This is a genomic window from Paenibacillus sp. p3-SID1389 (assembly GCF_025151705.1).
Lineage (GTDB): Bacteria > Bacillota > Bacilli > Paenibacillales > Paenibacillaceae > Fontibacillus > Fontibacillus phoenicis.
Map to the genome: position 1 here is coordinate 1 of NZ_JALXVO010000020.1, position 22,286 is coordinate 22,286.

A 22,286-nucleotide genomic window follows, 5' to 3' on the forward strand; every position below is an offset into this window, starting at 1 on the left:
TCCAGTGACGTTATTTGGCGTGATATCAGACATAAATAACGAAAAAACAAGTAATAAGGTCATTCCGGTCCGTTAGCCGGGGAAATCGTCCGGGAAATAGCAAATAACGTCATTCCGGTCCGTTAGAGCGCGGGATAAGGGAAAAGAGCGCCAGCATCATTGCGGACGCTCAAACAAACGTAGTCCCATTCCACATCCCCCCTACTGCTGCAACTGCCGCAACACCGTGATTTCCACCCGGCGGTTCTTCTGGCGGCCTTCGGGGGTGTCGTTGTCGGCGGCGGGGCGGGTGTCGGCGTAGCCGGCGTATTGGAATTGCTGCGGATCCAGCTTCTCCTTGTCGACGAAAAACCGCAACACCGAAAGTGCCCTTGCCCCCGACAGCTCCCAGTTGTCTTTGAACTCCGACGCGTACACAATCGGCAGGTTGTCGGTATGGCCCTCGATACTGATCACGGTGTCGAGTTGCCGGAACAAGCTGGCTAGCTTGGCGAGCGTTTTGGCGGAGCCGCTTTTGAGGTCGGCTTTGCCGGTGTCGAACAGAAACCGGTCGCTTAACGTGATCGAAATGCCCTGAGGCAAGTCAGCCACGTGGATTTGATCCTCCAGCGAATTGTCCTTGATGTAACTCTCAATGAGCTTCATCAAGTTGGCTAGCTCTTCCTCCTGCTTGCGAAAAGCAAGCTCCCGTTCCGTCAACGGAGCCTGTCCGCTGCTGTCCGCTTGTCCTGTCGTGCCTTGTCCTTCGCCTTGCTTGTTGCCGTTATCGGCTGATGCCGGCGGATTTTTGTGAGTGTACCGGTCAGCCGTCCCTGTAATTCCACTGCCTAACTCCAGGATGGAATCGCCGCCTTTGAACGTGTGCTGGAGGGAGGAGGTCACGACCTCATATTTTTCCACGTCTAACCGGCTCATGGCGTACATCATCACGAAAAAAATCAACAACAGCGTAATCAAATCCGCATAGGTGATCATCCAGCGGTCCTTCGCATCGCTCCGCACTGAGCGGCGTGCACGTCGGCGAGATTCACGCGTCGAAACGTCCGGCTCGTTCATTTTTTCCGATTTACTGGAAAATCTCATAATTCATTCTCCTCGGAGGCTTGAATGCGAGAGCTGCTTCCGAAGCTGACCGGTTTCTCTGCCGGACCGTTATCCGACAGAAGACGCGCGGTTTCCGCAGTATAGGATTCCAGCTTTCGACGGACAAGCAGTGGATGGTCGCCGTTTTGGATCGACAAGATTCCTTCCAACATCATTTCCATCCGGTCGATTTCGTCATCGCCGCGCGCTTTAATTTTGGAGGCGATCGGTAGAAAGATCAGGTTGGCACTAGCTACCCCATACAACGTTGCCGTAAAAGCAAGCGCAATCGAAGGCCCCAATGCGGTTGGTTCGGATAAGCTGCCAAGGACGTGGATAAGCCCCATCACCGTACCGATGATCCCCATTGTTGGGGCGTATCCGCCGGCCGATTCGAAGATTTTGGCGTAGCCGTCATATTTTTTTGATACCGCATCGATTTCCAGCTCCATGATTTGCCGTACCATTGACCGATCTGTTCCATCCACCACCAGTTGAATCCCCTCGCGCAAAAAAGGATCCCGATGCTCCGCCGCCTTCTTCTCTAAAGCCAATACGCCTTCACGGCGGGAAGTGGAGGACATGTCCACGATATCCTCGATCACGTCGTCCTGTGCCGGGGATTTGCTCATAAACGCCAGTGCCAGCGCCTTCGGAACCGTTCGCAGCTTGGCAACCGGGAAGCTGATCAACACGGCAGCAAAGGTGCCGCCAAACACAATTAAAGCGGCTGTAACCTGCAACAGACCGCCTAATTGACCGCCTTCGAGCGTAAATCCGCCAACAAGGGCGGCGAGACCAACAATGATGCCTACCAACGTTGCAATATCCATGAAATATGAACAACTCCTATCTTCGACTTACCGTTTGCATCTATAGGATGAAAAAGGTATAATACATGGGAACACCTATTCCTATTTTGATAAATTTAGGAAGGGCGCAGGCGTTAAGCTTGGTTTATTCATCGGAAGGATGACGATCCTAGTTTATATGTAGAAACAAACTTCTTGAGTAACCAAACTCATGTCATAAATAAAAATAATGTCAAATGACGCCTCTAGTATTCCATTTTAGACGATAGGGTGATGTTGGACAATGAGTGAAATCGTGGTTAGCGACAATAAATTCGAGCTGATCTCCGAATATACGCTGCAAGGCGACCAGCCGGAGGCGGTGCGTCAATTGGTGGAAGGCGTGCTGGCTGGGAAAAAGCACCAAACACTGCTCGGGGCCACGGGGACGGGTAAAACGTTTACGATCGCGAATACGATAGCGAAGCTCGGACGACCCACCCTCGTCATTGCGCACAACAAGACGTTGGCAGCGCAGCTGGCCAGCGAATTTCGTGAATTTTTCCCCAAAAACTCTGTTGATTACTTCGTCAGTTACTACGACTACTACCAACCGGAAGCCTACATTCCTTCCTCCGACACCTACATTGAGAAAGATTCCAGCATTAATGAAGAAATCGATAAACTGCGGCACTCGGCGACCAGCGCGTTGTTCGAGCGGCGGGATGTCATCATTGTGGCGAGTGTGTCGTGTATTTACGGTCTCGGTTCGCCGATGGAGTACCGTAATTTGGTGCTGTCTCTGCGGGTAGGGATGGAGAAGCCGCGTAATCAAATTTTAAGCCGGCTGGTGGATATCCAATATCAACGGAACGATATCAATTTCGTACGCGGTACGTTTCGGGTGCGCGGCGATGTGCTTGAGATCTTCCCGGCTTCCCATGGGGAGAAGGCGATCCGCGTGGAGTTTTTTGGCGATGAGATTGAGCGGATTACGGAGATCGACGTGCTGACCGGCGAATTGGTTGGGGAGCGGGAGCATGTGGCGATTTTCCCGGCGTCTCACTTCGTGACCCAGGAAGAAACGATGAAGATTGCCCTCCAGAACATCGAACGTGAGCTGGAAGAGCGGTTGGCGGAGCTCCGCGCGCAAGGCAAGTTGCTGGAGGCGCAGCGGCTGGAGCAGCGGACGCGGTACGACATCGAGATGATGAGAGAGGTCGGCTTCTGCTCCGGGATCGAGAACTACTCCGGTCCGTTAACATTCCGTGAGCGGGGGGCGACGCCGTATACGTTGCTGGATTATTTTCCGGACGATATGTTGATTGTCATCGATGAGTCTCACGTCACACTGCCGCAGATCCGGGCAATGTACAATGGTGACCAGGCGCGTAAAAATGTGCTGGTTGAACACGGATTCCGCTTGCCGTCGGCGCTGGATAACCGGCCCCTAAGATTCGAGGAGTTCGAGGAGAAGGCGACGCAGCTGATTTATGTCTCGGCGACGCCAGGCCCTTACGAATTGGAGCATTGCGATACGATGGTCGAGCAGATTATTCGTCCGACTGGCCTGCTGGATCCGGTCATTGAGGTGCGGCCAACGAAGGGGCAAATCGATGATCTGATCGGAGAAATCCGTGACCGCATCGCTAAAGACGAACGCGTGCTGGTAACGACGTTAACGAAGAAGATGGCTGAGGACTTGACCGATTACCTCAAGGAAGTTGGTATCAAGGTAAGGTATCTTCACTCTGATATTAAAACGCTGGAGCGGATGAGTATATTGCGCGACCTGCGGTTGGGAACGTTCCATGTTCTGATCGGGATCAACCTGCTGCGGGAAGGTCTGGATTTGCCAGAGGTTTCGCTGGTGGCGATTTTGGATGCCGACAAGGAAGGCTTCCTCCGTTCGGAGCGCTCACTGATCCAGACGATCGGTCGGGCTGCACGGAACGCGGATGGCCGCGTGCTGATGTACGCTGATACGATCACGGAGTCGATGGATAAGGCGATCAAGGAAACCGAGCGGCGGCGCAGCATTCAGATCGCGTACAACGAGAAGCACGGCATCACGCCGCAGACGATTCGCAAGAAAGTCCGCGATGTGATCGAGGCGACCAAGGTCGCAGAGAGCAAAGCGGATTATCTGGCCGATGCCAAAGGCAAGATGTCCAAGCGCGACCGCGAAGCGATGATCGCTCGTCTCGAGGCCGAGATGAAAGAAGCGGCCAAGAACCTGCAATTCGAGCGTGCGGCTGAGCTGCGTGATGCGATCCTGGAGTTGCGGGCAGAGGCATAAGCGTAGGCGAGCTGCTGCCCCGTTTAGCAAATATGAGCCAGCCATAGGGTAGCCAAACAAGAGCGCTGACCTATGGCACTTGGCTTGGGGCGGCTGATACGGGGCTCTTAGGTTGTAAGTTGATGTAACGGAACGGAGAGACCTTATTTGCTCTAGAGAGCAAGGTTTCTCGTTCTAACGGAACGAGGAGACGCTATTTGGCTTGATAATGCACTAAACGTCGTTATAGCTGGTGAATAAGGTCTCTGGGTTCCGTTAGGACGGGAAATATCCAGGAAATCAACGAATAACGTCGCTACGTTCCGTTAGAATCCGGGCGCCCTGGGAGTGGGGCGTCGGCAAACCAACCCTATGTGAATAGCATCGTGATGGGAAGCCGATTTTTGGAGAAGAGAAGTTAAATCAAGTTTAAAAATCGGGTTTTTAGCACCGAGAAGGTTGGATGAAGGAGGGAGTGAGTAGCGGAGCGTAGGTGGGGCTACGTGAGCAACGGAGCGACCGACTGAATTCAAGATTCGATGTCGAAATACTCCTATGAATAGCATCGTGATGGGAAGCCGATTTTTAAACAACATCTATAAAAGGGAGATGAAGTTGTTGGGTCGCGAGAACATAGTCATCAAAGGCGCCAGAGCGCACAATCTGAAAAACATAGATGTCACAATACCGCGCGACAAGTTTGTCGTGCTTACGGGGTTAAGCGGCTCCGGCAAGTCATCGCTTGCCTTCGATACGATTTATGCCGAAGGGCAACGCCGTTACGTGGAGTCGTTGTCTGCGTACGCCCGACAGTTTTTGGGGCAAATGGATAAGCCGGATGTGGATTCGATCGAAGGATTGTCCCCAGCCATCTCCATCGACCAGAAGACGACGAGCCGCAACCCGCGTTCGACGGTAGGGACCGTTACGGAAATCTATGACTATCTGCGTCTGTTGTACGCCCGGATCGGGCATCCGCATTGCCCGGAGCACGGTATTGAGATTACGTCGCAGACCGTTGAGCAGATGGTGGACCGTATTATGCAATATCCGGAGCGAACGAGATTGCAGATCTTAGCTCCTGTCATTTCCGGCAAAAAGGGCGAGCACAAAAGCTTGTTCAGCGAAATCGCCAAGCAAGGCTTCGTTCGGGTTCGTGTGGATGGTGAGCAGCGCGATTTGTCGGAAAATATTGAACTGGAAAAGAACAAGAAGCATACCATCGAGGTCATTGTCGACCGGATCGTAGTGAAGGAAGATGCACGCAGCCGGCTGGCCGATTCCATCGAAACGGCGCTGAAAATGTCCGGCGGACAAATCCTCGTGGATATTATTGGCCAAGAGGAGCTTCGCTTTAGCTCGAACTATGCTTGCCCGATTTGCGGATTCAGCATCGAAGAGCTGTCGCCGCGGATGTTCTCGTTTAACAGTCCGTACGGGGCTTGCCCAGAGTGCGACGGACTTGGCGTGAAAATGATCATCGACAAGGACTTGCTCATCACGGATCCTTCCAAATCGATTGAGGAAGGCGCATTTGAGGCTTGGGCGGGCGGCACCTCCAACTACTATCCACAGTTTTTGAGATCGGTATGTGAGCATTTTAATATCCCGCAAAATGTACCGGTTTCCGAATTAACGGAAGATCAGATGGACAAGTTGCTCTATGGCACAGGTGATGTGAAGGTAAGGTTCCGCTATGAGAACGATTTTGGCATGACCCGGGATGCCTATGTCACGTTTGAAGGGATTATCCCTAACTTGGAACGGCGTTACCGGGAAACGGCCTCAGAGGGGATCCGCGAGTTCATCGAGCAGTTTATGGGATCCAAGCCTTGTGGTACCTGTCATGGTCACCGTCTGAAGAAAGAGGTTCTGGCCGTAACGGTAAATGATCAGAACATCGCTCACGTGACGTCTTTGTCGATCGGCGAAGCCCAAGAGTTCTTTGGAAACTTGGAGCTGACGGATAAGGAAAAATCCATTGCTAACCTGATCCTGAAGGAAATCAATAACCGACTTGGGTTCCTGGTGAACGTCGGCTTGGATTATTTGACGCTGAGTCGCGCGGCTGGCACCTTGTCTGGCGGCGAGGCACAGCGCATTCGGCTGGCGACACAAATCGGTTCGAGCCTGATGGGTGTCCTCTACATCCTGGACGAGCCTAGTATCGGGCTGCATCAACGGGATAACGATAAGCTGATTTCAGCGTTGACTCACATGCGCGATCTTGGCAATACGTTAATCGTCGTGGAGCATGACGAGGATACAATGCTTGCTGCAGACCATATCATCGATATCGGGCCTGGGGCAGGGATTCACGGGGGGCAAGTGATCTCACAAGGGACTCCTCAGGAAATCATGAACGATCCGCGCTCCCTAACGGGGCAATATTTGAGCGGGAAGAAGTTTATCCCGGTACCTTTGTCTCGACGGAAGCCGGATGGCCGCTGGTTAGAGATCAAAGGAGCCAAAGAAAACAACCTGAAGAACATCAACGTGAAAGTCCCGATCGGGGTGTTTACGGCGGTGACGGGAGTATCCGGCTCCGGTAAGTCGACCCTGGTTAACGAGATTTTGTATAAAACGTTGGCTCGCGACTTGAACCGGGCGAGAGTGCGTCCAGGCCAATACAAGGAGATCAAAGGCCTTGAGCATGTGGAGAAGGTCGTCGACATCGACCAGTCTCCAATTGGGCGCACGCCGCGATCCAATCCGGCAACGTACACCGGAGTGTTTGACGATATTCGCGATCTGTTCTCGCAGACGAACGAAGCGAAGGTACGCGGCTACAAGAAAGGCCGTTTCAGCTTCAACATTAAAGGTGGTCGCTGCGAAGCCTGCAAAGGTGACGGGATCATCAAAATTGAAATGCACTTTCTGCCGGACGTTTACGTTCCTTGCGAAGTTTGCAAAGGCAAGCGATACAATCGCGAGACGCTGGAAGTCAAATATAAAAACAAGAGCATTGCCGATGTGCTGGAGATGACGATCGAGAATGCTACGGAGTTCTTCCAGAACATCCCGAAAATTCACCGCAAGCTGCAAACGCTGATGGACGTTGGTTTAGGTTATGTGACCTTAGGGCAGCCGGCAACGACGTTGTCTGGCGGGGAAGCCCAACGTGTGAAGCTGGCTTCGGAATTGTATCGCCGCAGCACCGGCAAAACGATTTATATTCTCGATGAGCCTACAACCGGCTTGCATGTCGACGATATCGACCGATTACTCAAGGTGCTCCATCGCCTGGTTGATTCCGGCGAGACGGTGCTTGTGATTGAGCACAATCTGGACGTGATCAAGACGGCCGACTACTTGATCGACCTAGGGCCGGAAGGCGGCAGCGGGGGAGGAACGGTGATCGCTACCGGCACGCCGGAGGACATCGTGAAGGTAGACAAATCCTATACCGGACGATATCTGGCGCCGATTCTCAAGCGGGATACGAAACGCACCGCGGAACTCAACCAAGTCGAAGAGAAAGATCGGGAAGTCGTTTAGAAGAAAAAGGAGCAGTCTCTGTTTAGAGGTTGCTCCTTTTTTGGCTTGATCGATAAACGAGGACAATATAGCTGTCCGATCCCCTCTTGGCCCCCTCTTTTTGAGGATTATCCCGTTGCATCAGATCGTGGAAATGAGATACAGAAAGTAAGGCATGCCCTTTTCACACGGCACTCCCAGTCTCGCTTGATCCACACTCTGAACGAAAGGGATAATCGTGCAAAAAGGGCCAAAAGAAAGAACTAGACCGGCCCCCATAGGGTACCAGTCTAGTTCAATAGATGTCGAGTGAAGATGCTCAAGCATCTCTACTTAAGAGGCGATTCCCGCAGCTAAAATTTGGTTCAGCTGTTCTTGGAATGCCGGAACTCCGACGCGCCGAACGAAATCATGGAAGGATTCGGAGGCATTGCGATTCGTTTTATAGAATAATAGCAACTGCTCGAGGACATATGCGACTTGGTCGCCTTTGACGCGGCCTTTAAGCGCTTGGTTAAACTGGGCTTGCGGTCCGTTTGCCCCACCGCCCAATGTACCGCCTACGGCGATATCAAATGCATCGACCATACCTTCCGGCGTCTTGATCAGGGAACCCTGCAAGCCGATATCGGCAATATGCTTATGGCCGCAGGCATTCGGGCAACCGATAAAGTGGATGCGAACCTTCTCGTCCAGTTCGACATGCTGGTCCAGGTATTCTGCAACTTCAGCGGCACGGCGTTTCGTTTCAACGATGGCCAAGTTGCAAAATTCATTGCCTGTGCAGGAAACGGTCCGGCTCATAAAATGCTTCGGAAACGGAGTTAACCGCTGAAGAACTGGCGCTTTGAGCGCTTCTTCCACCTTGTCGTCCGGAATGCCGCTGATCAAAATATTTTGCGACATCGTGGTGCGGATTTTGCCTTCGCCGTATTGGTCAGCTACATCGGCCAGTTGCTCCAGTTCATCGGCGTTTAACCGGCCAACCGGTACATTAAGGCCGATATAATTGAGGCCTTCCTGTTTCTGCGGGTGCACCCCGTCGAAATAGGCAGCTTGCCAGCCGACGGTTTTATCTTCCCCGCGCGACTCCAGCTCACCAACCAGCTCGATCAGCTTCTCTTTAAATTTCTCCGGTCCCCAGTCGGCGACGAGGAATTTCAGGCGAGCGTGGTGGCGTTTCTCCCGGTAGCCGTAATCGCGGAAAATCGTGGTGACTCCAATCGCAACCTTCAGCACTTCCTCCGGTCTGACGAAAATATCCAGCGGTTTCGCTAAATGCGGCTTCGCGGATAAACCGCCGCCTACCATGACATGGAACCCGATGGTCTCTTTTCCGTCGATCACCTTGACCGCTGGTGTAAAGGCTAAATCGTTGATTTCCGCTTGCGCATTATTGTAGATGTTTGCGGAGATCGACATTTTATATTTTCTCGGCAGGTTGGAGAAGTCACGGTTTAGCAGGAAGAATCGGTTCACTTCCTCCACGATCTCCGTCGTATCGATTAATTCATCCTTGTCGATCCCGGCGAGCGGATTCCCTACGATGGTACGCGGGCAGTCACCGCAGGCTTCAAACGAATACAGACCAACCTTATCTAGACGCTCGAAAATATCCGGCAAGTTCTCCACCCGCAGCCAGTGGAATTGAATGGCTTGACGTGTCGTCACGTCCACCAGGTTGCGGCCGTACAAGCGAGAAATTTCCGCCAGCGCACGTGCTTGCTTCGTGGTCATAATACCGGTATTGATGCGCACGCGCATCATGAAGTGACCATCCTTTGGTTTTTGCTGATATACGCCGGCCCATTTGAAACGATCCATATCGTCAGCTGGAATCGAGTCGTAGCCTTTCACCGCGTACTCCTCAATAATCGTGCGGATGACGTCCAGCCCGTCTTTTTCCAATTTGACGAACTCGAATTTGTTTAATTTCTCCGGCTCTTTGGTCCATATCGGTTCATAAGCCATGCGATAACCTCCCTATGTTACGTTTGGGTAAAGAATCCTCAATGGATCCCGTTCATTAATTCCGACAATAAAACTATGAATAAGGTTATTTTTCATGGTACCATAGAAGCCTGAGAGCGTAAATAAAGTAAGGGGGCTTTCGGGCATAAAACTTCCTTATGAACAACTAAAGATCTGGTGATAATGTATTTGTCAATGATATCCTGCATAAAATAAAGCTTAAATCCGGCAACAAACACGTAAATTCAGCGAAAACTTTGACAAAATCTTGTCTTTCCTCTTGCATCCGAACCAGAGGGAAGATAACATAGAAGAAGAGTTGTGATTTCGTGGATTTCAAGAGGAGGTTTCGCGATGTTGCTCCAGGCAGCGGAAGAAACAGCAAAAACAACGAATTTTAACGGGTTCGATATTTTTATGATTTTGTTTACGATTGTGATTTTTATTGGCGTGATCCGCCTGTTGAGAGAGCGTCCGAAGAAGAACCTGTTCGCGATCGCTTTCGGGATTATCAGCTTGCTGGTCTTTTTGGCATCGGATGCGATCATGATTAAGACCTGGTTTAGCTAAGCCAAGGCGAGCGATACATATTTCATTATGTGAAATAAGCCAAGGCACTTTATTCTTGATAAAGGAGTAAGGTGTCTTTTCATTTTACAGGATCTGGATTATAATAAGGTCAGGTGAAGCACACCTTGACATCTTTTGGGATGGCGAGGTGTGTTTTTTATTTGCAATAAATGGATGAATTTATCAGAAAAGCAAGAAGAAAGGAGGTTTTTGGAAAGTGGAAGCGAATATGTGAAGATACATATTTTTCCTTTGACGGGAAAATTGAAAACTAGGTATGGGAGTGATGAATGTGAAAAAGATGCTGGTCATGGGGCTGGTTGGATTGATGTTGATCAGCCTGATTCCGGGTAAGCCTCATCTTCATGCCGCTTCCGGAGGGTTCCCAGACGTTAAGGAGGGGCATTGGGCTAAAGCGGCGATTGATTTGGCCGTAGCTAACGGTTATTTCAAAGGTTATGCAGATGGAACCTTTAAACCCAATGGAACCGTAACTCGAGCTGAGTTTGCTGCCTTATTGGCACGGGTAGCTAAAGCAAAGGAATCGGGGGAATCAGAGGCGTCAAGGCACTCGTTTTCGGATTTAGCGGGGCATTGGAGCGAACCTGAAGTCGAACGTGCAGTAGCCCTTGGTTTTATTCAGCCTAGCGACTATCCAAATGGGTTTCAGCCGAATACGCCGATCACCCGCTTTGAAATGGCCAAGTGGATGACATCGGGCCTGGCAGCCAACAGCGCTGACTTTAAACAGGCGTTGGAGGACACTAAAACAACGGTAATCCCGGTAAGAGAATATTTTAAACCGGGGATCCCTGAGTCGAAGTCTTCCTATGTTGCCGTTGCCTTAGGGACTAAGTTGATGAGCGGGTATCCGGACGGTACCTTTGGATTGGATAAGAAAGCAACCCGCGCGGAGACCGCCATCATTTTGCAGAATTATGAACAGGTAAGTAGTAGAGAAGCGGGGAGTTTTTTGGGGTTGCAGGAATTGAGACAAGTAGGTACAGAACATACCAATCTGGAGACGATTAGCCCCTTCACAACCGGCAATACTTCGTTAAACGATGTTGTAGAAAAAACGCTCACATTTCGAAATAATGCTGGTAGTTTAAAACTGCATCATTATATCGTTGTTGATACGGAAGACTTCAAGAACATCGACAGTATTTATGCGCCTATGTTTGTAGAGGAATCGGATTATAATAGTAGACTAGACGAACCAGGCGTATACCGAGCTTTCATTCATATCACTATTTATCCGAAAGCCCAAGATTTTAGCGTGGGGCATTATATGAACGGTGTTCGAGATGGTATTGTTGCTGGGAGCAGAATTCTTAATCAAAGCATTATGGATAAATACGGGTATCAAACTTTACCTCATCTCGAGTCAAAAAAATATTTTAAAGAGCACAACAACCCTAATGGGATTACAATGTGGGTTCAGGTTTTTTTAGATTCATCCCGTGAATTAAGAGATAGTATAACAACAGATGATGGTTCGTACGCGTCTTTTAGTAATAAATAATAGGAGTGGCTGAACATTGAATAGGTGCGTGGCCATTTTACTTGTATTTTTACTTATACTCTCCACATTTCCTAATCAGTCAAAAGCAGCGTTCATAAATGGTTATCCTTCAGATAACATTGAAGTAACTCCCAATGGACCTGCACAAATGCAGCAGATAAAAGTGTTAGTCAAAGGAAGTGACGTAGCTAGACCTAAAATTATTTGGGTACAAACTGATACTGACATTTGGGCTGCTACTTTTGATAATGGAACACGAGTCGAGACGGGAACTCATAGTAGTGGTCAATCTGCGGTTCCTTTAAAGAAACGTACGGATTTCGAGTTAAACATGGAAGTATATGCTCCTGATTTAATGGAGGATAGCTTAAAAAATACATTTTCGAAAACGTACATAAGGGATTTACAAATTGAAGATATGGAATGGAGAGAATCAGATAGTTATGAACCCATCGGCTCTAAACCTGGATTTAACGCTGGAAGTACGACAGCTACAATTAAAGTTTCTACAGGATACCCATTAAATTATTCTGATAAATATAGATACGCAACTCGAGCAGATGGGGCAGATAAATATATGGCGGAGTACTACATCCCTATGTTTGTGAACTACAAGGGATATGTAGTGGAAAAGAAACGGATGAGAGTTTTAGAAAATGCGACATTGCAGGTAGGCCAAACCCAGGACTTGAAGGCTCAAGTTAACACCTTAGAGTACAACATGTCCGACTGGGGCGATAAATGGTTTGATGTTACTTCGGCTAGCGAGACATCTTGGTCTTCTAGTAACACTAGTGTGGTAACAGTTGATGGGAACGGAAAAGTGACAGCGAAATCGCAAGGAACCGCCATTATCACAGCCCAATGGAAAAAAGGACCATACTGGTTATACGGTTCAGCTACAATAACCGTAGGAACTGGTGGGGGAGATCCAGGTAATCCCACAGAACCGACACCACCTCAATGCACGGAGCCCACCCCCAGCGGCAATGTCATCGATGTACCGTTAAATGACCCTGCCGTGAGTGCGGTCATTAAGGCGGATAGTCGGGGGGCGGAGCAATTTAACGTGCTGGATGGGATTCCTACATCCGAAAGCTTATATGGGAATGTCTTTGCCAAAAGCTACTTGTCAAAGAATCGATTCGTGGAGATGGCCGGGAAATGTACTTTTGAGATTACGGTAAACCGGGAGTATACGTTAACGTGGGACCCTGGCAAAGAGGTGGAAGGGCCGGATGGCACAACCCATAAGGAGCCGGATCCCCAAACGGATACGGAGACCCTGACGAAAACATACACCCTCGAACGTCAATATTCCTATTGGGTTATTGATAACCTCGAGGTATACAAAATTAATGAGGCAGCTTTGCAGAATTACGCGTTTGAAGGCAATGGCATTCGAATACAGCCTACTGGGTATACTCCCCCGTCCTACTCGACGAGTTTAACGCACGGGTTCACGCCGCCGAATCCAGAAAATCCGGTAGAAGCGCCTCCCGGAAGTAAATCTGGGGGAACGGAAAGACCGGATGTGAGCGGGGAGGACTTGAAGTCTTTTGCTGAGAATGCCGTGGAAGAAGTGAAGGTCAAGAATGATACCTTGATCTTTAACGGAAGTACCATTATGAATGGCGCTGAAACGAGTCGATCGGGGGCGCGGCCCGGCCAGATTCCCTCAGCACCGCAAATCAACGAAAATGTGCTGTATAGTCCAGGTCATGTGATCCCGACTAGCAAGACGAATAAGGCGAACCAGCCTAGTACCGGCACGATCTATTACGGGCTGATGAGCGGCAACATCAATGGCGGCGCGGACAAAAGCTTCCCTATTAACGGGATCAACAGTGTAACTGTACATACGCCCGTAGTGATATACCCCGGTGTCTCCGACGACAAGGCGCATAATCAGAAGACGACGCCCGCGGCGGGGCGGTCGGCTGTGATTTTGGATCGACCGTTTACCGTCACCATGCCTAACAGTGGCCAACATACCAACTACTTGGGATATGGAAACAGGGACTATTTGAAGTATATCGGCAGCAAGCAAGTTCGCTTCCCGTTTGATGTTTATGAGGGAGCGAAGGCGAGATTTTATCCGAAAAATACCTGGATCGAAGTGGACAAGACTCGGGAGCAGTTTGACTTCTATCTGCCTGTTTGGGTGGATGAAGGGTTTTATACCGTGGAGTTCCGCACCATTGCACATAATGCGCCAGCCGGAGCGACGGAGCAGACGAATGCCAACTTGAACCTCACGCATCATATCGCTTACGGCACCGTGCCGGTTGATGTGATTGGACGGGTGTTCGATTTCAAAGTGACGGATATTGCCGATTACAACTGGGAAGGTGTGTTTCGGACGGCTCCGGGAAGCCCGGTGCCCACCGGGGCTGCTTACTGGGTTGGACTCAACGGGATTGATGGAGCCCCAAGAGGCAATACGCCACAGTATACGCTGCCCATCCGACCTGGCAGTCATCCGCTTTACAAAAACGCAGTCATCAAAACGGGTTATCACTTCAAATTTGATCTAAAAACCAAAGGGAATATGTTTGGGCCCTTAGATCAAATCGTGATCACCCCCTCGTTTGATTTCATCGATGCCGTAAGCGGGAAGCGCCAGCCCGTCGATCTGTATTACCATACCGGGAACCGGAGTTATGTTCGGATCGGATCCCCCTTGGACCAGGTCCAACGCTATGTGATTCTAAATGAGCGTCTGCGGAATGTGCCGATGGAGGAGCTGACGGATACCGCGCTCTACAAATACGATCACGACTACACCTTTGACCAGGTGGCCGGGATTGGACGAAGCCAGTTCGTGCAGCGGTTCATCCAGAAGCAGTCGATGCAAAAAACACCCGTCGGCAGCTTGAGCCTGCTGCAGTTGCCGGAGGGGGTTCGCACGTTGATCGGTCCGAAGACAGGAATCCCTGCTCCTTTTTCTCGAGGAAGGAGCTTTTTTGTTTTAGCTATCCTTATTCATCGTTTTCATAGCTGGATCGGATTGTCTTATTTCCTGGAGTAGTTGACTCACCCGACTCTGGGAAATGCCTATCCTTCTGGCCCATTCGCTCTGTGTGGAGTTGGGGTGGGTGCGCATGACTTCCAATAGCCGTTCGTAGGCTTTACCGCGTTTTCGACCTCGTTTTCTTGCAGCGATATCCTTGGTGGGACGACCCGGCCCCCTATTATCTGCGGATGCGGTTGCCGCAACCTCCTCATTTCCCGGCGAAGCAGGTGGTGAGCTGAGTTCCAGGGTAGCCTGAAGGCGAAGCTCCTGGATGCAAGAAGGACAAATAAATTTTTCATGATAATAGAGCAGGTTATCCAGAGTGTGGCAGAACATGCAGGCTTGAGATTGATATTTACGGATCATGATCCATCGAGAATCGGGGTCAATGAAAAACTCCTCGTGCCAATAACATTGGTTTTTGGCAGATCGTCAGTCAGCAAATGATAAATCTGCCGGTACTTCTCCCGTTTGTCCCCTTGCAGCGTCCGCTGAGCAAAAATCCAGTTTTTATAAATATGATAGTCCGACACGACCGGCAGCCCTCGGGACACATAGTTTTTGACCGTATCCTCCAATTGCTTGTACCGGTTGCATAAAAAGAACATTTCCAGCTGGAAAGCCCATTCCTCGTATTCTGATAAAATTTGCTCAGGAACGGATCCTCCTCCACGATCGATGCGCGGAATTAAATTTAGTTTACAAATAAATATTCTAATCGTATAATAAAGAAAAAAACCTCTGTTTCATAATTAATTGGAGATAATATTCTTTTGTTTCGATCGAATCAAATAGGATATCATTTTTTTAGAGGGATATGGGGAATTTATTCTCCATAAATATTAATTAAGAAGAACTAAACCATAACATCGGAGGTTATTTATATGTCTCATCCCATAGTCAACTCCTTCAAAGGTGGTTTGATCGTTTCGTGCCAGGCTCTTGAATGCGAACCTTTTTTTGGAAGTGAGTATATGGCCCGTTTTGCACTATCCGCAGAAATAGGCAGAGCAGTTGGGATTCGCGCCAATACGCCGGCGGATATCGAGGCAATTAAACGCGTCAGTAAACTTCCATTGATCGGATTGTGGAAGCGGAATTATGCCGATTCCAGCGTGTATATTACTCCGACCTTGAAGGAGGTAGATGCGGTGATATCCGCTGGCGCGGATATCGTGGCCTTGGATGCCACGTCACGCCAAAGGCCGGGCGGGGTTACATTGGCCGAGCTGGTTCATGAAATACGAGCTCGCAGCAAAATACTGCTTATGGCCGATGTATCCAACGTCCAAGAAGGGCTTATGGCAGAACAACTAGGTTTCGATCTCATTTCAACCACGCTGTCAGGATATACGTCTTATAGCCCTCAGCGGACGGATCCCGACTACCAATTGATAGCCGATCTGTCCCGACAGGCCACAATTCCTGTCCTTGCGGAGGGAAGGGTTCGCAGCCCGGAACAGGCGCTTCGCTGCTTGAACGAGGGGGCCTTCGCCGTAGTTGTCGGCGGGGCAATTACAAGACCCCAGTTAATAACACGCAATTTCGCTGAAGCGCTATCCGAGTTCAAAGACAACAAGACGGATGTCGAGAAATAAGGGAATGGAGACGGAGCCTTGAGAGGGGGGATGCACCGCTTCGATTCAGGAATCAAGGGCAATTATTTACACATTAGGAATCCATAAAGGGAGGGTTACAATGAAAAGCAAAAAATTACTTTCAGTGATGTTGTTGTCCATGTTGTTGTCAGTATCTGCACTATCAGGTTGTTCTGGAGGAAAAGAGGAAGCGAAGCCGTCCGGTAGCGAGGGAAACGAATTAGGAGCGCAAGAGCAAGTTACGATTACCGTTTGGGACAATTATGGGGCAACAACGCCGATCAAACCCTTGATTCCCAAATTCGAAGAGGAATTCCCGAATATTAAAGTGGATTTTCAGGAGCAGCCGTGGGATAACTTCTGGGATAAGATGGCAGCGGCGGCATCTGGCGGGGAAACTCCAGATATTGCTACCTCAGGACTGATGTGGAATCCGAAATATACCGTGTTTGGTCTGTTCGCGGATCTTAACTCTCTATCCGGCGGTAAAGTGAATGGACAAGACATCCAAGCTGTTTATAGCGAAGGCATGATTGAAGCAGCGACAACCGATCAGGGACTATTTGGCATTCCTTACGATTTTGATTCCTACTCGTTGTATTATCGCAGCGATTTGTTAGAAGAAGCCGGTGTTAGCGTGCCGCCTTCGAACTGGGACGAACTCGTTGAAATCGGAAAAAAATTGACCAAGGATTTGGATGGGGACGGCAAAACCGATCAATATGCGTTTTTGGTTATGCCGGACTGGTATCACTTTGAACCTTTCCTGTACGCGAACGGAGGAAAGGTGCTGACGGACGATAACAAGCAAGCGGCGTTCAATAGTCCAGAAGGGGTGGAAGCACTGCAATTTTACGCTGATCTGGTCAACAAGCATAAAATCGGCATCAATTGGACGCCGGACCGCGGCAGTTACGTTGCCGGACTTAAAGATGGCACGATTGCCATGTTCCAAGACGGCCCCTATGTTATGGGCCTGATTAAAAACAGTAATCCGGAGCAGGAAGGCAAATGGAGAATTACTGACGCCCTAAGCCACAAACAATACGGCACGCACATTGGGGGCACTTATCTTAGCATCTTCGAAAAGTCGGAACATAAAGAAGAAGCTTGGAAATTCATCGAGTTTCTGAGCCGAGAAGAGAACGCGATCCAAGTCTATAAAACTTCGGGAGCGGCACCGGGGTATTTGCCGGCTCTCGATTCCAAGGAAGTCAATTCGCCAGATCCGTTCTTCGGCAACGAGGTACCAATGGAAGTGTTTAAAAAGGCGGTCGAAAACGGAAAGCCAAATCCGATCGTCAGCTCTTGGCAAGAAATCAGCCAGACGATTTCGGATGCCGTAGTCAAGGTGGTCATGAACGAAGCCACTCCACAAGAGGCTTTGGACGAGGCGGCGGAACAGGTGAACCTAATATTGGCGCAAGAGTAAACCTTGAATTAAGGTCCAACGTCTCTGAATCGTTTAGGCGGGTATGAAGTGTACCCGCCTTTATCTGAAAGGATGGGTCACAATGAGTGTACCACGGGTAGCGAAATCTAACCGAAATCGGCGTTCGCAACAACCGAGGCTCATCAAAGAGATCGGAAAGAGTAAGGAAGCCTACTTATTCGTTCTTATTCCTGTCGTCTTGCTGATTATTTTCAGCCTGATTCCGATGGTCTACGGCTTCTTGATGAGCTTCACGAACTGGAATGGATTGCAAAGTCCCAAATACGTCGGGCTCGATAACTATTCGGCAATCCTGCGGAGCAGCGACTTTCATCGGGCTCTTGCCAATACGATCAAGTTTGCTGTGGTCAGCTTGGCCGGGGGGATGGTGTTGGCGTTGATTCTAGCGCTTGCCATTGACCGCTTGCCACGACTGCAAAGCTTTTTCAAAATCTCCTATTTTATCCCTGTGATTACGCCGATGGTTGTTGTTGCTCTCGTCTGGACGCTGATCTACAATGAAAAAGGCTTGCTGAATTTTGTTTTGGGCGAGATGGGCTTCGAAGCGGTAGGCTGGCTAACCGACAAACGGATCGCCATGTATTCCATAGTGGTTACCAGCATCTGGCAGGGAATGGGTTTTTCGATGATTGTGTATCTAGCAGCTTTGCAAAAAATCCCCGAGCATTTATACGAAGCGGCCAAAATCGACGGTGCCGGCGGGTTTAAAGCCATCATCCATGTTACTCTACCCGGGTTGAAGGATACGTTTGCCTTTTTAATAATTTATGGAGTTATCGGCGCATTCAACGTGTTTGACCAAATTTATGTCATGACTAATGGCGGCCCGATCAAATCCACCGAAACGATCGTGTTTCAGATTTTCTCCAACTTCAGGTATTTGAAATTGGGTTACACCTCCGCCTTGTCCTATATCTTTCTCTTTATGCTATTGATCATTTCCCTGATCCAATTTAAGTTGATTTACAAGAAAGAAGAATGAGGTACGTGCCATGGGAGAATTTCGAAAAAAGAAAATACAGCTGCTGTTAGTATACCTGTTTCTCGGCGCAGGGATTGTGTTGAATCTTGCTCCACTGGCGTGGATGCTCTCTACGTCGTTTAAGCCGGGGAGCGAAGTGTTTCGTCTCCCACCAAAGTGGATTCCCGATTCGCTTGACTTCGCCAACTATGAGAAAGTATTTTCGATGATTCCATTCGGAAGGTATTATGCGAATAGCATTGCTGTGGCGCTTTTGATCACGGTCGTAACTGTCTTGCTGTGTACCATGGCAGGGTATGCCTTCGCGAAACTGAAGTTTCCTGGCAGAAACGTATTGTTCATGTTGTTTCTGATCACGCTCATGATTCCTTTCCAAGCGACAATGGTTCCTTTGTTCCGGATGGTATCGGGTTTCGGTTGGATTGATACGTATCAAGGCTTAATTTTACCGCAGATTTCAACCGCTTTCGGTATTTTCCTGATTCGCCAGTTTATGCTATCCATGCCGGACGCGGTGATTGAAGCCGCGAAGATCGACGGGAGTTCTCAACTCCATACTTTTCGAAAAATCGTCGTTCCCATGAACCGCGGCGCGATGGCGACGTTAGCCATTTTTACATTCAACACCGCATGGAATAACCTGCTATGGCCTTTGCTAGTCACGAATAGCGACCGGATGCGGACGCTCCCGGTGGGGATGGCTTTGTTTCGGAGTTCTCGGGATATCGATTGGACGGCAATCATGGCAGGTTCGGTCATGTCCCTTATTCCCATGATCATCCTGTTTCTGTTGATGCAGAAGCAATTTATCCGGGGGATTACCGCCGGAGCAGTTAAAGAATAACATCCGAACAAGCGTGCATGTTCATGATATTCACCCAATATACAGTCTGAGGTTGGTGTAATTCAATGACGACAAAGTTAGTGTATTTGCCGTTGGACGAAAGACCTTGCAATCTGCTCTACCCACAGCAACTAGCCGCCATGACTGATATCGAAATGGTCGTTCCTGGGGCAGAGCTTCTCGGTGACAAAAAGCAGCGTGCGAATCTAAAAAAGTTGGAGATTTGGCTGGAGGAGCAATGTCGGGATGCGGACGTGCTAATCGCTTCGATCGACATGCTCGTACACGGCGGCATCGTGCCTTCCCGTCTACACCAAGACGATGCAGTGACTTGTATAACCCGCTTGCAATTGTTTCATCGCTTGAAGGCGGTACGACCGGATTTGATCATTTATGGCTTTAATTTGATCACTAGGGTACCCGCATATTCAAGCAGTGAGGAAGAACCGGAGTATTACGATCAATTCGGTCGGGAAATTTTCGAATGGGGCTGCCTGATCGACAAGCAGGACACGGCTTCATTGACCGATGAGGAGCAGCGCCGACTGGATGATGTGTTAGCCGCGATTCCGGAAGAAGTGCAACGCGACTACCGCAAACGTCGCCGCGTGAACTCGGACGTCAACGAAGCTTCCATTGCGCTGGTAGAGTCTGGAGTTCTCGATTATTTGATCATCCCGCTTGATGATAATGCAAAGTACGGTTTCAGCGCCATGGAACAAAGAAAGCTTGGCGTACGGGTGGAAACGGCTGGATTATCGGAGCGGGTAGCGATTTACCCGGGAGCGGATGAAATTGGATGTACCCTGTTTGCCCGTGTATTTTGCGCCTTGAAACATCATACACCCGCGATATATGTCAGATATTCTTCAACTCAAGGTCCGATGTGCATACCCAAATACGAGGATCGCAGTTTAAACGAAAGCATCAAAGCCCATTTCATGGCGGCAGGTGCCTTCATGGCCGATGCTTCGGGAGAGGCAGACGCGATCCTTATGGTCCACTCTCCGCCCGTTTCCCAGGCGGAAATGGCAGAAACCGATACGCCGATTCGGGATCGGAACCGAGCCTATTTTTCCGAGGTGAACACGCGCGAGTTCGCTCAAACGATGAAATATTACCTGGAGCGTGGGCGTCTCGTCATGCTGGCGGATGTGGCCTTATGCAACGGAGGGGATGATTTGCTCATGAAGCAACTTTATCGTCTCGGCTTGCTCGGACGTTTGCAGGGCTATGCGGCGTGGAATACCTCGGGCAACTCGTTGGGAACCGTGATCGCGCATGCCGTGATCGCGTCCTATTACTGGTTCGGGGAGAACCGTGCGGAGGAAGCAGAAGAGCGTGAAGCAGGCTTCCACCAATTCCAAGCGGCCAGCCGGCATTTTTATGCATACAGGCTGGTTGAAGATTGGGGTTACCAGGCTTTGGTTCGTCGGCAGGTTTGCGAGGAGGTTCTCCCGGTATTAGGGGCAAGCTATTTCGAACTCTCCCACGTGCAGGACCAGGTTTGCCAACACATCGAAGATCAGCTGAACCATTTTGCCTCCGTCTACCTGCGCGGGCAAGTAGCAACGGACATTAAGATCAGCAATGTAACTTTACCGTGGCACCGCATGTTCGAAGTTGGGTTTGGGCTGGTCCTCGAACCTTCAGACGGGGAGGGATAAGGCAGATGAAAGCGAAATATGAAGAGGGCGAGGTAGCGATTGGTCTCGATCTCGGCGGGACGAACATCAAAGCTGGCATCGTCAATCGAGAAGGCAAGATACTCCGGCGAATGAGCGTTCCGACAGAGGCTCATCAAGGTGGGGAGGCGATTCTGCAACGGATCGGAGGCGTCGTCAGGATGCTAGCGGACGAGGCTGCTGCACAAGGTTGGCTTGTACGCGGTGCGGGTATCGGAACGGCAGGTCAGGTCGACAGTACCAGGGGCGTAGTCGCTGGAGCTACCGCGAATTTGCCGGGGTGGGCAGGCATGGATTTGGGCAACCGTCTTGCTACGCTGACCGGGCTCCCCGTCTTGGTCGATAACGATGCAAACGCCATGGCGTTTGGCGAAGCCTGGGTAGGGGCTGGCCGGCAGTGGCGGGATTTTGTTTGCATCACCTTGGGAACCGGCGTAGGGGGCGGCGTCGTGATCAACCGTCGACCTTACCGGGGGCGTAACGGCTATGCGGGAGAGATCGGCCACCATGTCATCGCGGGAGACGGCCGGCCGTGCAATTGCGGCAGATCGGGCTGCTTTGAACAATACGCCTCCGTAACGGCCCTTATGGGCATGGTCCGAAGTTTAGGGAGCCCCGCGGATAAGGAGCTGAGTTCGCCGGAAGCTTTGTTTACCGCCGCTGGAGCAGGGCATGGACCTGCGCTGGAAGTTCTCGGAGAATACGCCCGCAACATCGCGGTCGGTCTGGCAAATCTGGTCCATCTTTTTGACCCGGAGGGAATTGTCGTCGGGGGGGCGGTCAGCAAGCAGGGGGAACTTTTGCTTGCCCCCGTGCGGCTTGAATTGGCTGGATTCTTGCTTCCCGTATTCAAGCAAGCGCCCAAAGTTGAAATTGTAGCGGCACAACTGGGTAATGACGGAGGCGTTATCGGAGCCGCCGCCGCATTCTTTGATTTTTAGATAAAACTAGTTGATCTAGTTGTGATTATATTTGCCATTTTCCGGAGTTTATGTATAAGTTATTAGTAGAGC

General features: G+C 50.1%; 14 protein-coding genes and 1 pseudogene. 11 read left to right on the plus strand and 4 right to left on the minus strand.

Annotated features, from left to right (window positions below; genetic code table 11):
- Window positions 1-201: 201 nt before the first annotated feature.
- Window positions 202-1,083: an OmpA/MotB family protein gene (locus tag M3G15_RS10415; protein WP_260070839.1), complete on the minus strand. Its 882-nt coding sequence runs from the start codon at window positions 1,081-1,083 to the stop codon at window positions 202-204.
- Complete coding sequence (locus M3G15_RS10420) at window positions 1,080-1,916, minus strand: flagellar motor protein (RefSeq protein WP_085170276.1); 837 nt, start codon at window positions 1,914-1,916, stop codon at window positions 1,080-1,082. The genes M3G15_RS10415 and M3G15_RS10420 overlap by 4 nt, the downstream gene beginning before the upstream one ends.
- Window positions 1,917-2,178: 262 nt before the next feature.
- On the opposite strand from M3G15_RS10420, the gene uvrB reads away from it, so the two are divergent.
- The gene (uvrB, locus tag M3G15_RS10425; RefSeq protein ID WP_028539046.1) at window positions 2,179-4,173 is read left to right on the plus strand and encodes an excinuclease ABC subunit UvrB; all 1,995 of its coding nucleotides are present in this window, start codon (window positions 2,179-2,181) and stop codon (window positions 4,171-4,173) included.
- A 588-nt stretch (window positions 4,174-4,761) separates the two neighbouring features.
- Window positions 4,762-7,650 carry an excinuclease ABC subunit UvrA gene (uvrA, locus tag M3G15_RS10430; protein WP_397376609.1) on the plus strand — a complete coding sequence of 963 codons (2,889 nt, stop codon included), beginning with the start codon at window positions 4,762-4,764 and terminating at the stop codon, window positions 7,648-7,650.
- 312 nt (window positions 7,651-7,962) lie between these two features.
- Here uvrA and M3G15_RS10435 read toward each other — a convergent pair whose 3' ends face one another.
- Entirely contained in the window at window positions 7,963-9,600 is a 1,638-nt protein-coding gene (locus M3G15_RS10435) for a nitrite/sulfite reductase (RefSeq protein WP_260070841.1), read from the minus strand.
- A gap of 354 nt (window positions 9,601-9,954) precedes the next feature.
- Between M3G15_RS10435 and M3G15_RS10440 the strand changes: the two genes are divergently transcribed.
- From M3G15_RS10440 to M3G15_RS10450, 3 genes are all read left to right on the plus strand, one after another.
- Window positions 9,955-10,170, plus strand: coding sequence for a DUF2759 family protein (locus tag M3G15_RS10440; protein WP_016314089.1), 216 nt, complete (start codon window positions 9,955-9,957; stop codon window positions 10,168-10,170).
- Between the two features lie 301 nt (window positions 10,171-10,471).
- Window positions 10,472-11,695, plus strand: a complete 1,224-nt coding sequence (locus M3G15_RS10445; RefSeq protein ID WP_260070891.1) for an S-layer homology domain-containing protein — start codon at window positions 10,472-10,474, stop codon at window positions 11,693-11,695.
- Window positions 11,696-12,335: 640 nt separating this feature from the next.
- Entirely contained in the window at window positions 12,336-14,726 is a 2,391-nt protein-coding gene (locus tag M3G15_RS10450; protein ID WP_260070842.1) for a DUF5704 domain-containing protein, read from the plus strand.
- 359 nt (window positions 14,727-15,085) lie between these two features.
- Here M3G15_RS10450 and M3G15_RS10455 read toward each other — a convergent pair.
- Window positions 15,086-15,387, minus strand: a pseudogene (locus M3G15_RS10455) (deoxynucleoside kinase); the annotation flags it as partial.
- Between the two features lie 208 nt (window positions 15,388-15,595).
- Between M3G15_RS10455 and M3G15_RS10460 the strand changes: the two are divergent.
- The 6 genes from M3G15_RS10460 to M3G15_RS10485 all read left to right on the plus strand — a co-directional run bounded on the left by M3G15_RS10460 (window position 15,596) and on the right by M3G15_RS10485 (window position 22,214).
- Window positions 15,596-16,309, plus strand: coding sequence for an N-acetylmannosamine-6-phosphate 2-epimerase (locus M3G15_RS10460; RefSeq protein WP_260070843.1), 714 nt, complete (start codon window positions 15,596-15,598; stop codon window positions 16,307-16,309).
- Between the two features lie 100 nt (window positions 16,310-16,409).
- Window positions 16,410-17,741, plus strand: coding sequence for an ABC transporter substrate-binding protein (locus tag M3G15_RS10465; protein ID WP_260070844.1), 1,332 nt, complete (start codon window positions 16,410-16,412; stop codon window positions 17,739-17,741).
- An 82-nt stretch (window positions 17,742-17,823) separates the two neighbouring features.
- Window positions 17,824-18,744 (plus strand): carbohydrate ABC transporter permease, encoded by a 921-nt coding sequence (locus tag M3G15_RS10470; RefSeq protein WP_260070845.1) that lies wholly within the window; start codon window positions 17,824-17,826, stop codon window positions 18,742-18,744.
- Between the two features lie 10 nt (window positions 18,745-18,754).
- On the plus strand, window positions 18,755-19,588 hold the full coding sequence (locus M3G15_RS10475) for a carbohydrate ABC transporter permease (RefSeq protein ID WP_260070846.1): 834 nt from the start codon (window positions 18,755-18,757) through the stop codon (window positions 19,586-19,588).
- A 65-nt stretch (window positions 19,589-19,653) separates the two neighbouring features.
- Window positions 19,654-21,255, plus strand: a complete 1,602-nt coding sequence (locus tag M3G15_RS10480; protein ID WP_260070847.1) for a DUF4127 family protein — start codon at window positions 19,654-19,656, stop codon at window positions 21,253-21,255.
- 5 nt (window positions 21,256-21,260) lie between these two features.
- On the plus strand, window positions 21,261-22,214 hold the full coding sequence (locus M3G15_RS10485) for an ROK family protein (protein ID WP_260070848.1): 954 nt from the start codon (window positions 21,261-21,263) through the stop codon (window positions 22,212-22,214).
- Window positions 22,215-22,286: the final 72 nt, after the last annotated feature.

Excerpts from the sequence above, each read along its gene's own strand:
- M3G15_RS10450 (WP_260070842.1), top strand. The coding sequence starts at position 12,336 with ATGAGAGTTTTAGAAAATGCGACATTGCAGGTAGGCCAAACCCAGGAC.
- uvrA (WP_397376609.1), top strand. The coding sequence starts at position 4,762 with ATGAAGTTGTTGGGTCGCGAGAACATAGTCATCAAAGGCGCCAGAGCG.
- M3G15_RS10475 (WP_260070846.1), top strand. The coding sequence starts at position 18,755 with ATGGGAGAATTTCGAAAAAAGAAAATACAGCTGCTGTTAGTATACCTG.
- uvrB (WP_028539046.1), top strand. The coding sequence starts at position 2,179 with ATGAGTGAAATCGTGGTTAGCGACAATAAATTCGAGCTGATCTCCGAA.
- M3G15_RS10485 (WP_260070848.1), top strand. The coding sequence starts at position 21,261 with ATGAAAGCGAAATATGAAGAGGGCGAGGTAGCGATTGGTCTCGATCTC.
- M3G15_RS10470 (WP_260070845.1), top strand. The coding sequence starts at position 17,824 with ATGAGTGTACCACGGGTAGCGAAATCTAACCGAAATCGGCGTTCGCAA.
- M3G15_RS10435 (WP_260070841.1), bottom strand. The coding sequence starts at position 9,600 with ATGGCTTATGAACCGATATGGACCAAAGAGCCGGAGAAATTAAACAAA.
- M3G15_RS10415 (WP_260070839.1), bottom strand. The coding sequence starts at position 1,083 with ATGAGATTTTCCAGTAAATCGGAAAAAATGAACGAGCCGGACGTTTCG.
- M3G15_RS10465 (WP_260070844.1), top strand. The coding sequence starts at position 16,410 with ATGAAAAGCAAAAAATTACTTTCAGTGATGTTGTTGTCCATGTTGTTG.
- M3G15_RS10440 (WP_016314089.1), top strand. The coding sequence starts at position 9,955 with ATGTTGCTCCAGGCAGCGGAAGAAACAGCAAAAACAACGAATTTTAAC.
- M3G15_RS10445 (WP_260070891.1), top strand. The coding sequence starts at position 10,472 with ATGCTGGTCATGGGGCTGGTTGGATTGATGTTGATCAGCCTGATTCCG.
- M3G15_RS10420 (WP_085170276.1), bottom strand. The coding sequence starts at position 1,916 with ATGGATATTGCAACGTTGGTAGGCATCATTGTTGGTCTCGCCGCCCTT.
- M3G15_RS10460 (WP_260070843.1), top strand. The coding sequence starts at position 15,596 with ATGTCTCATCCCATAGTCAACTCCTTCAAAGGTGGTTTGATCGTTTCG.
- M3G15_RS10480 (WP_260070847.1), top strand. The coding sequence starts at position 19,654 with ATGACGACAAAGTTAGTGTATTTGCCGTTGGACGAAAGACCTTGCAAT.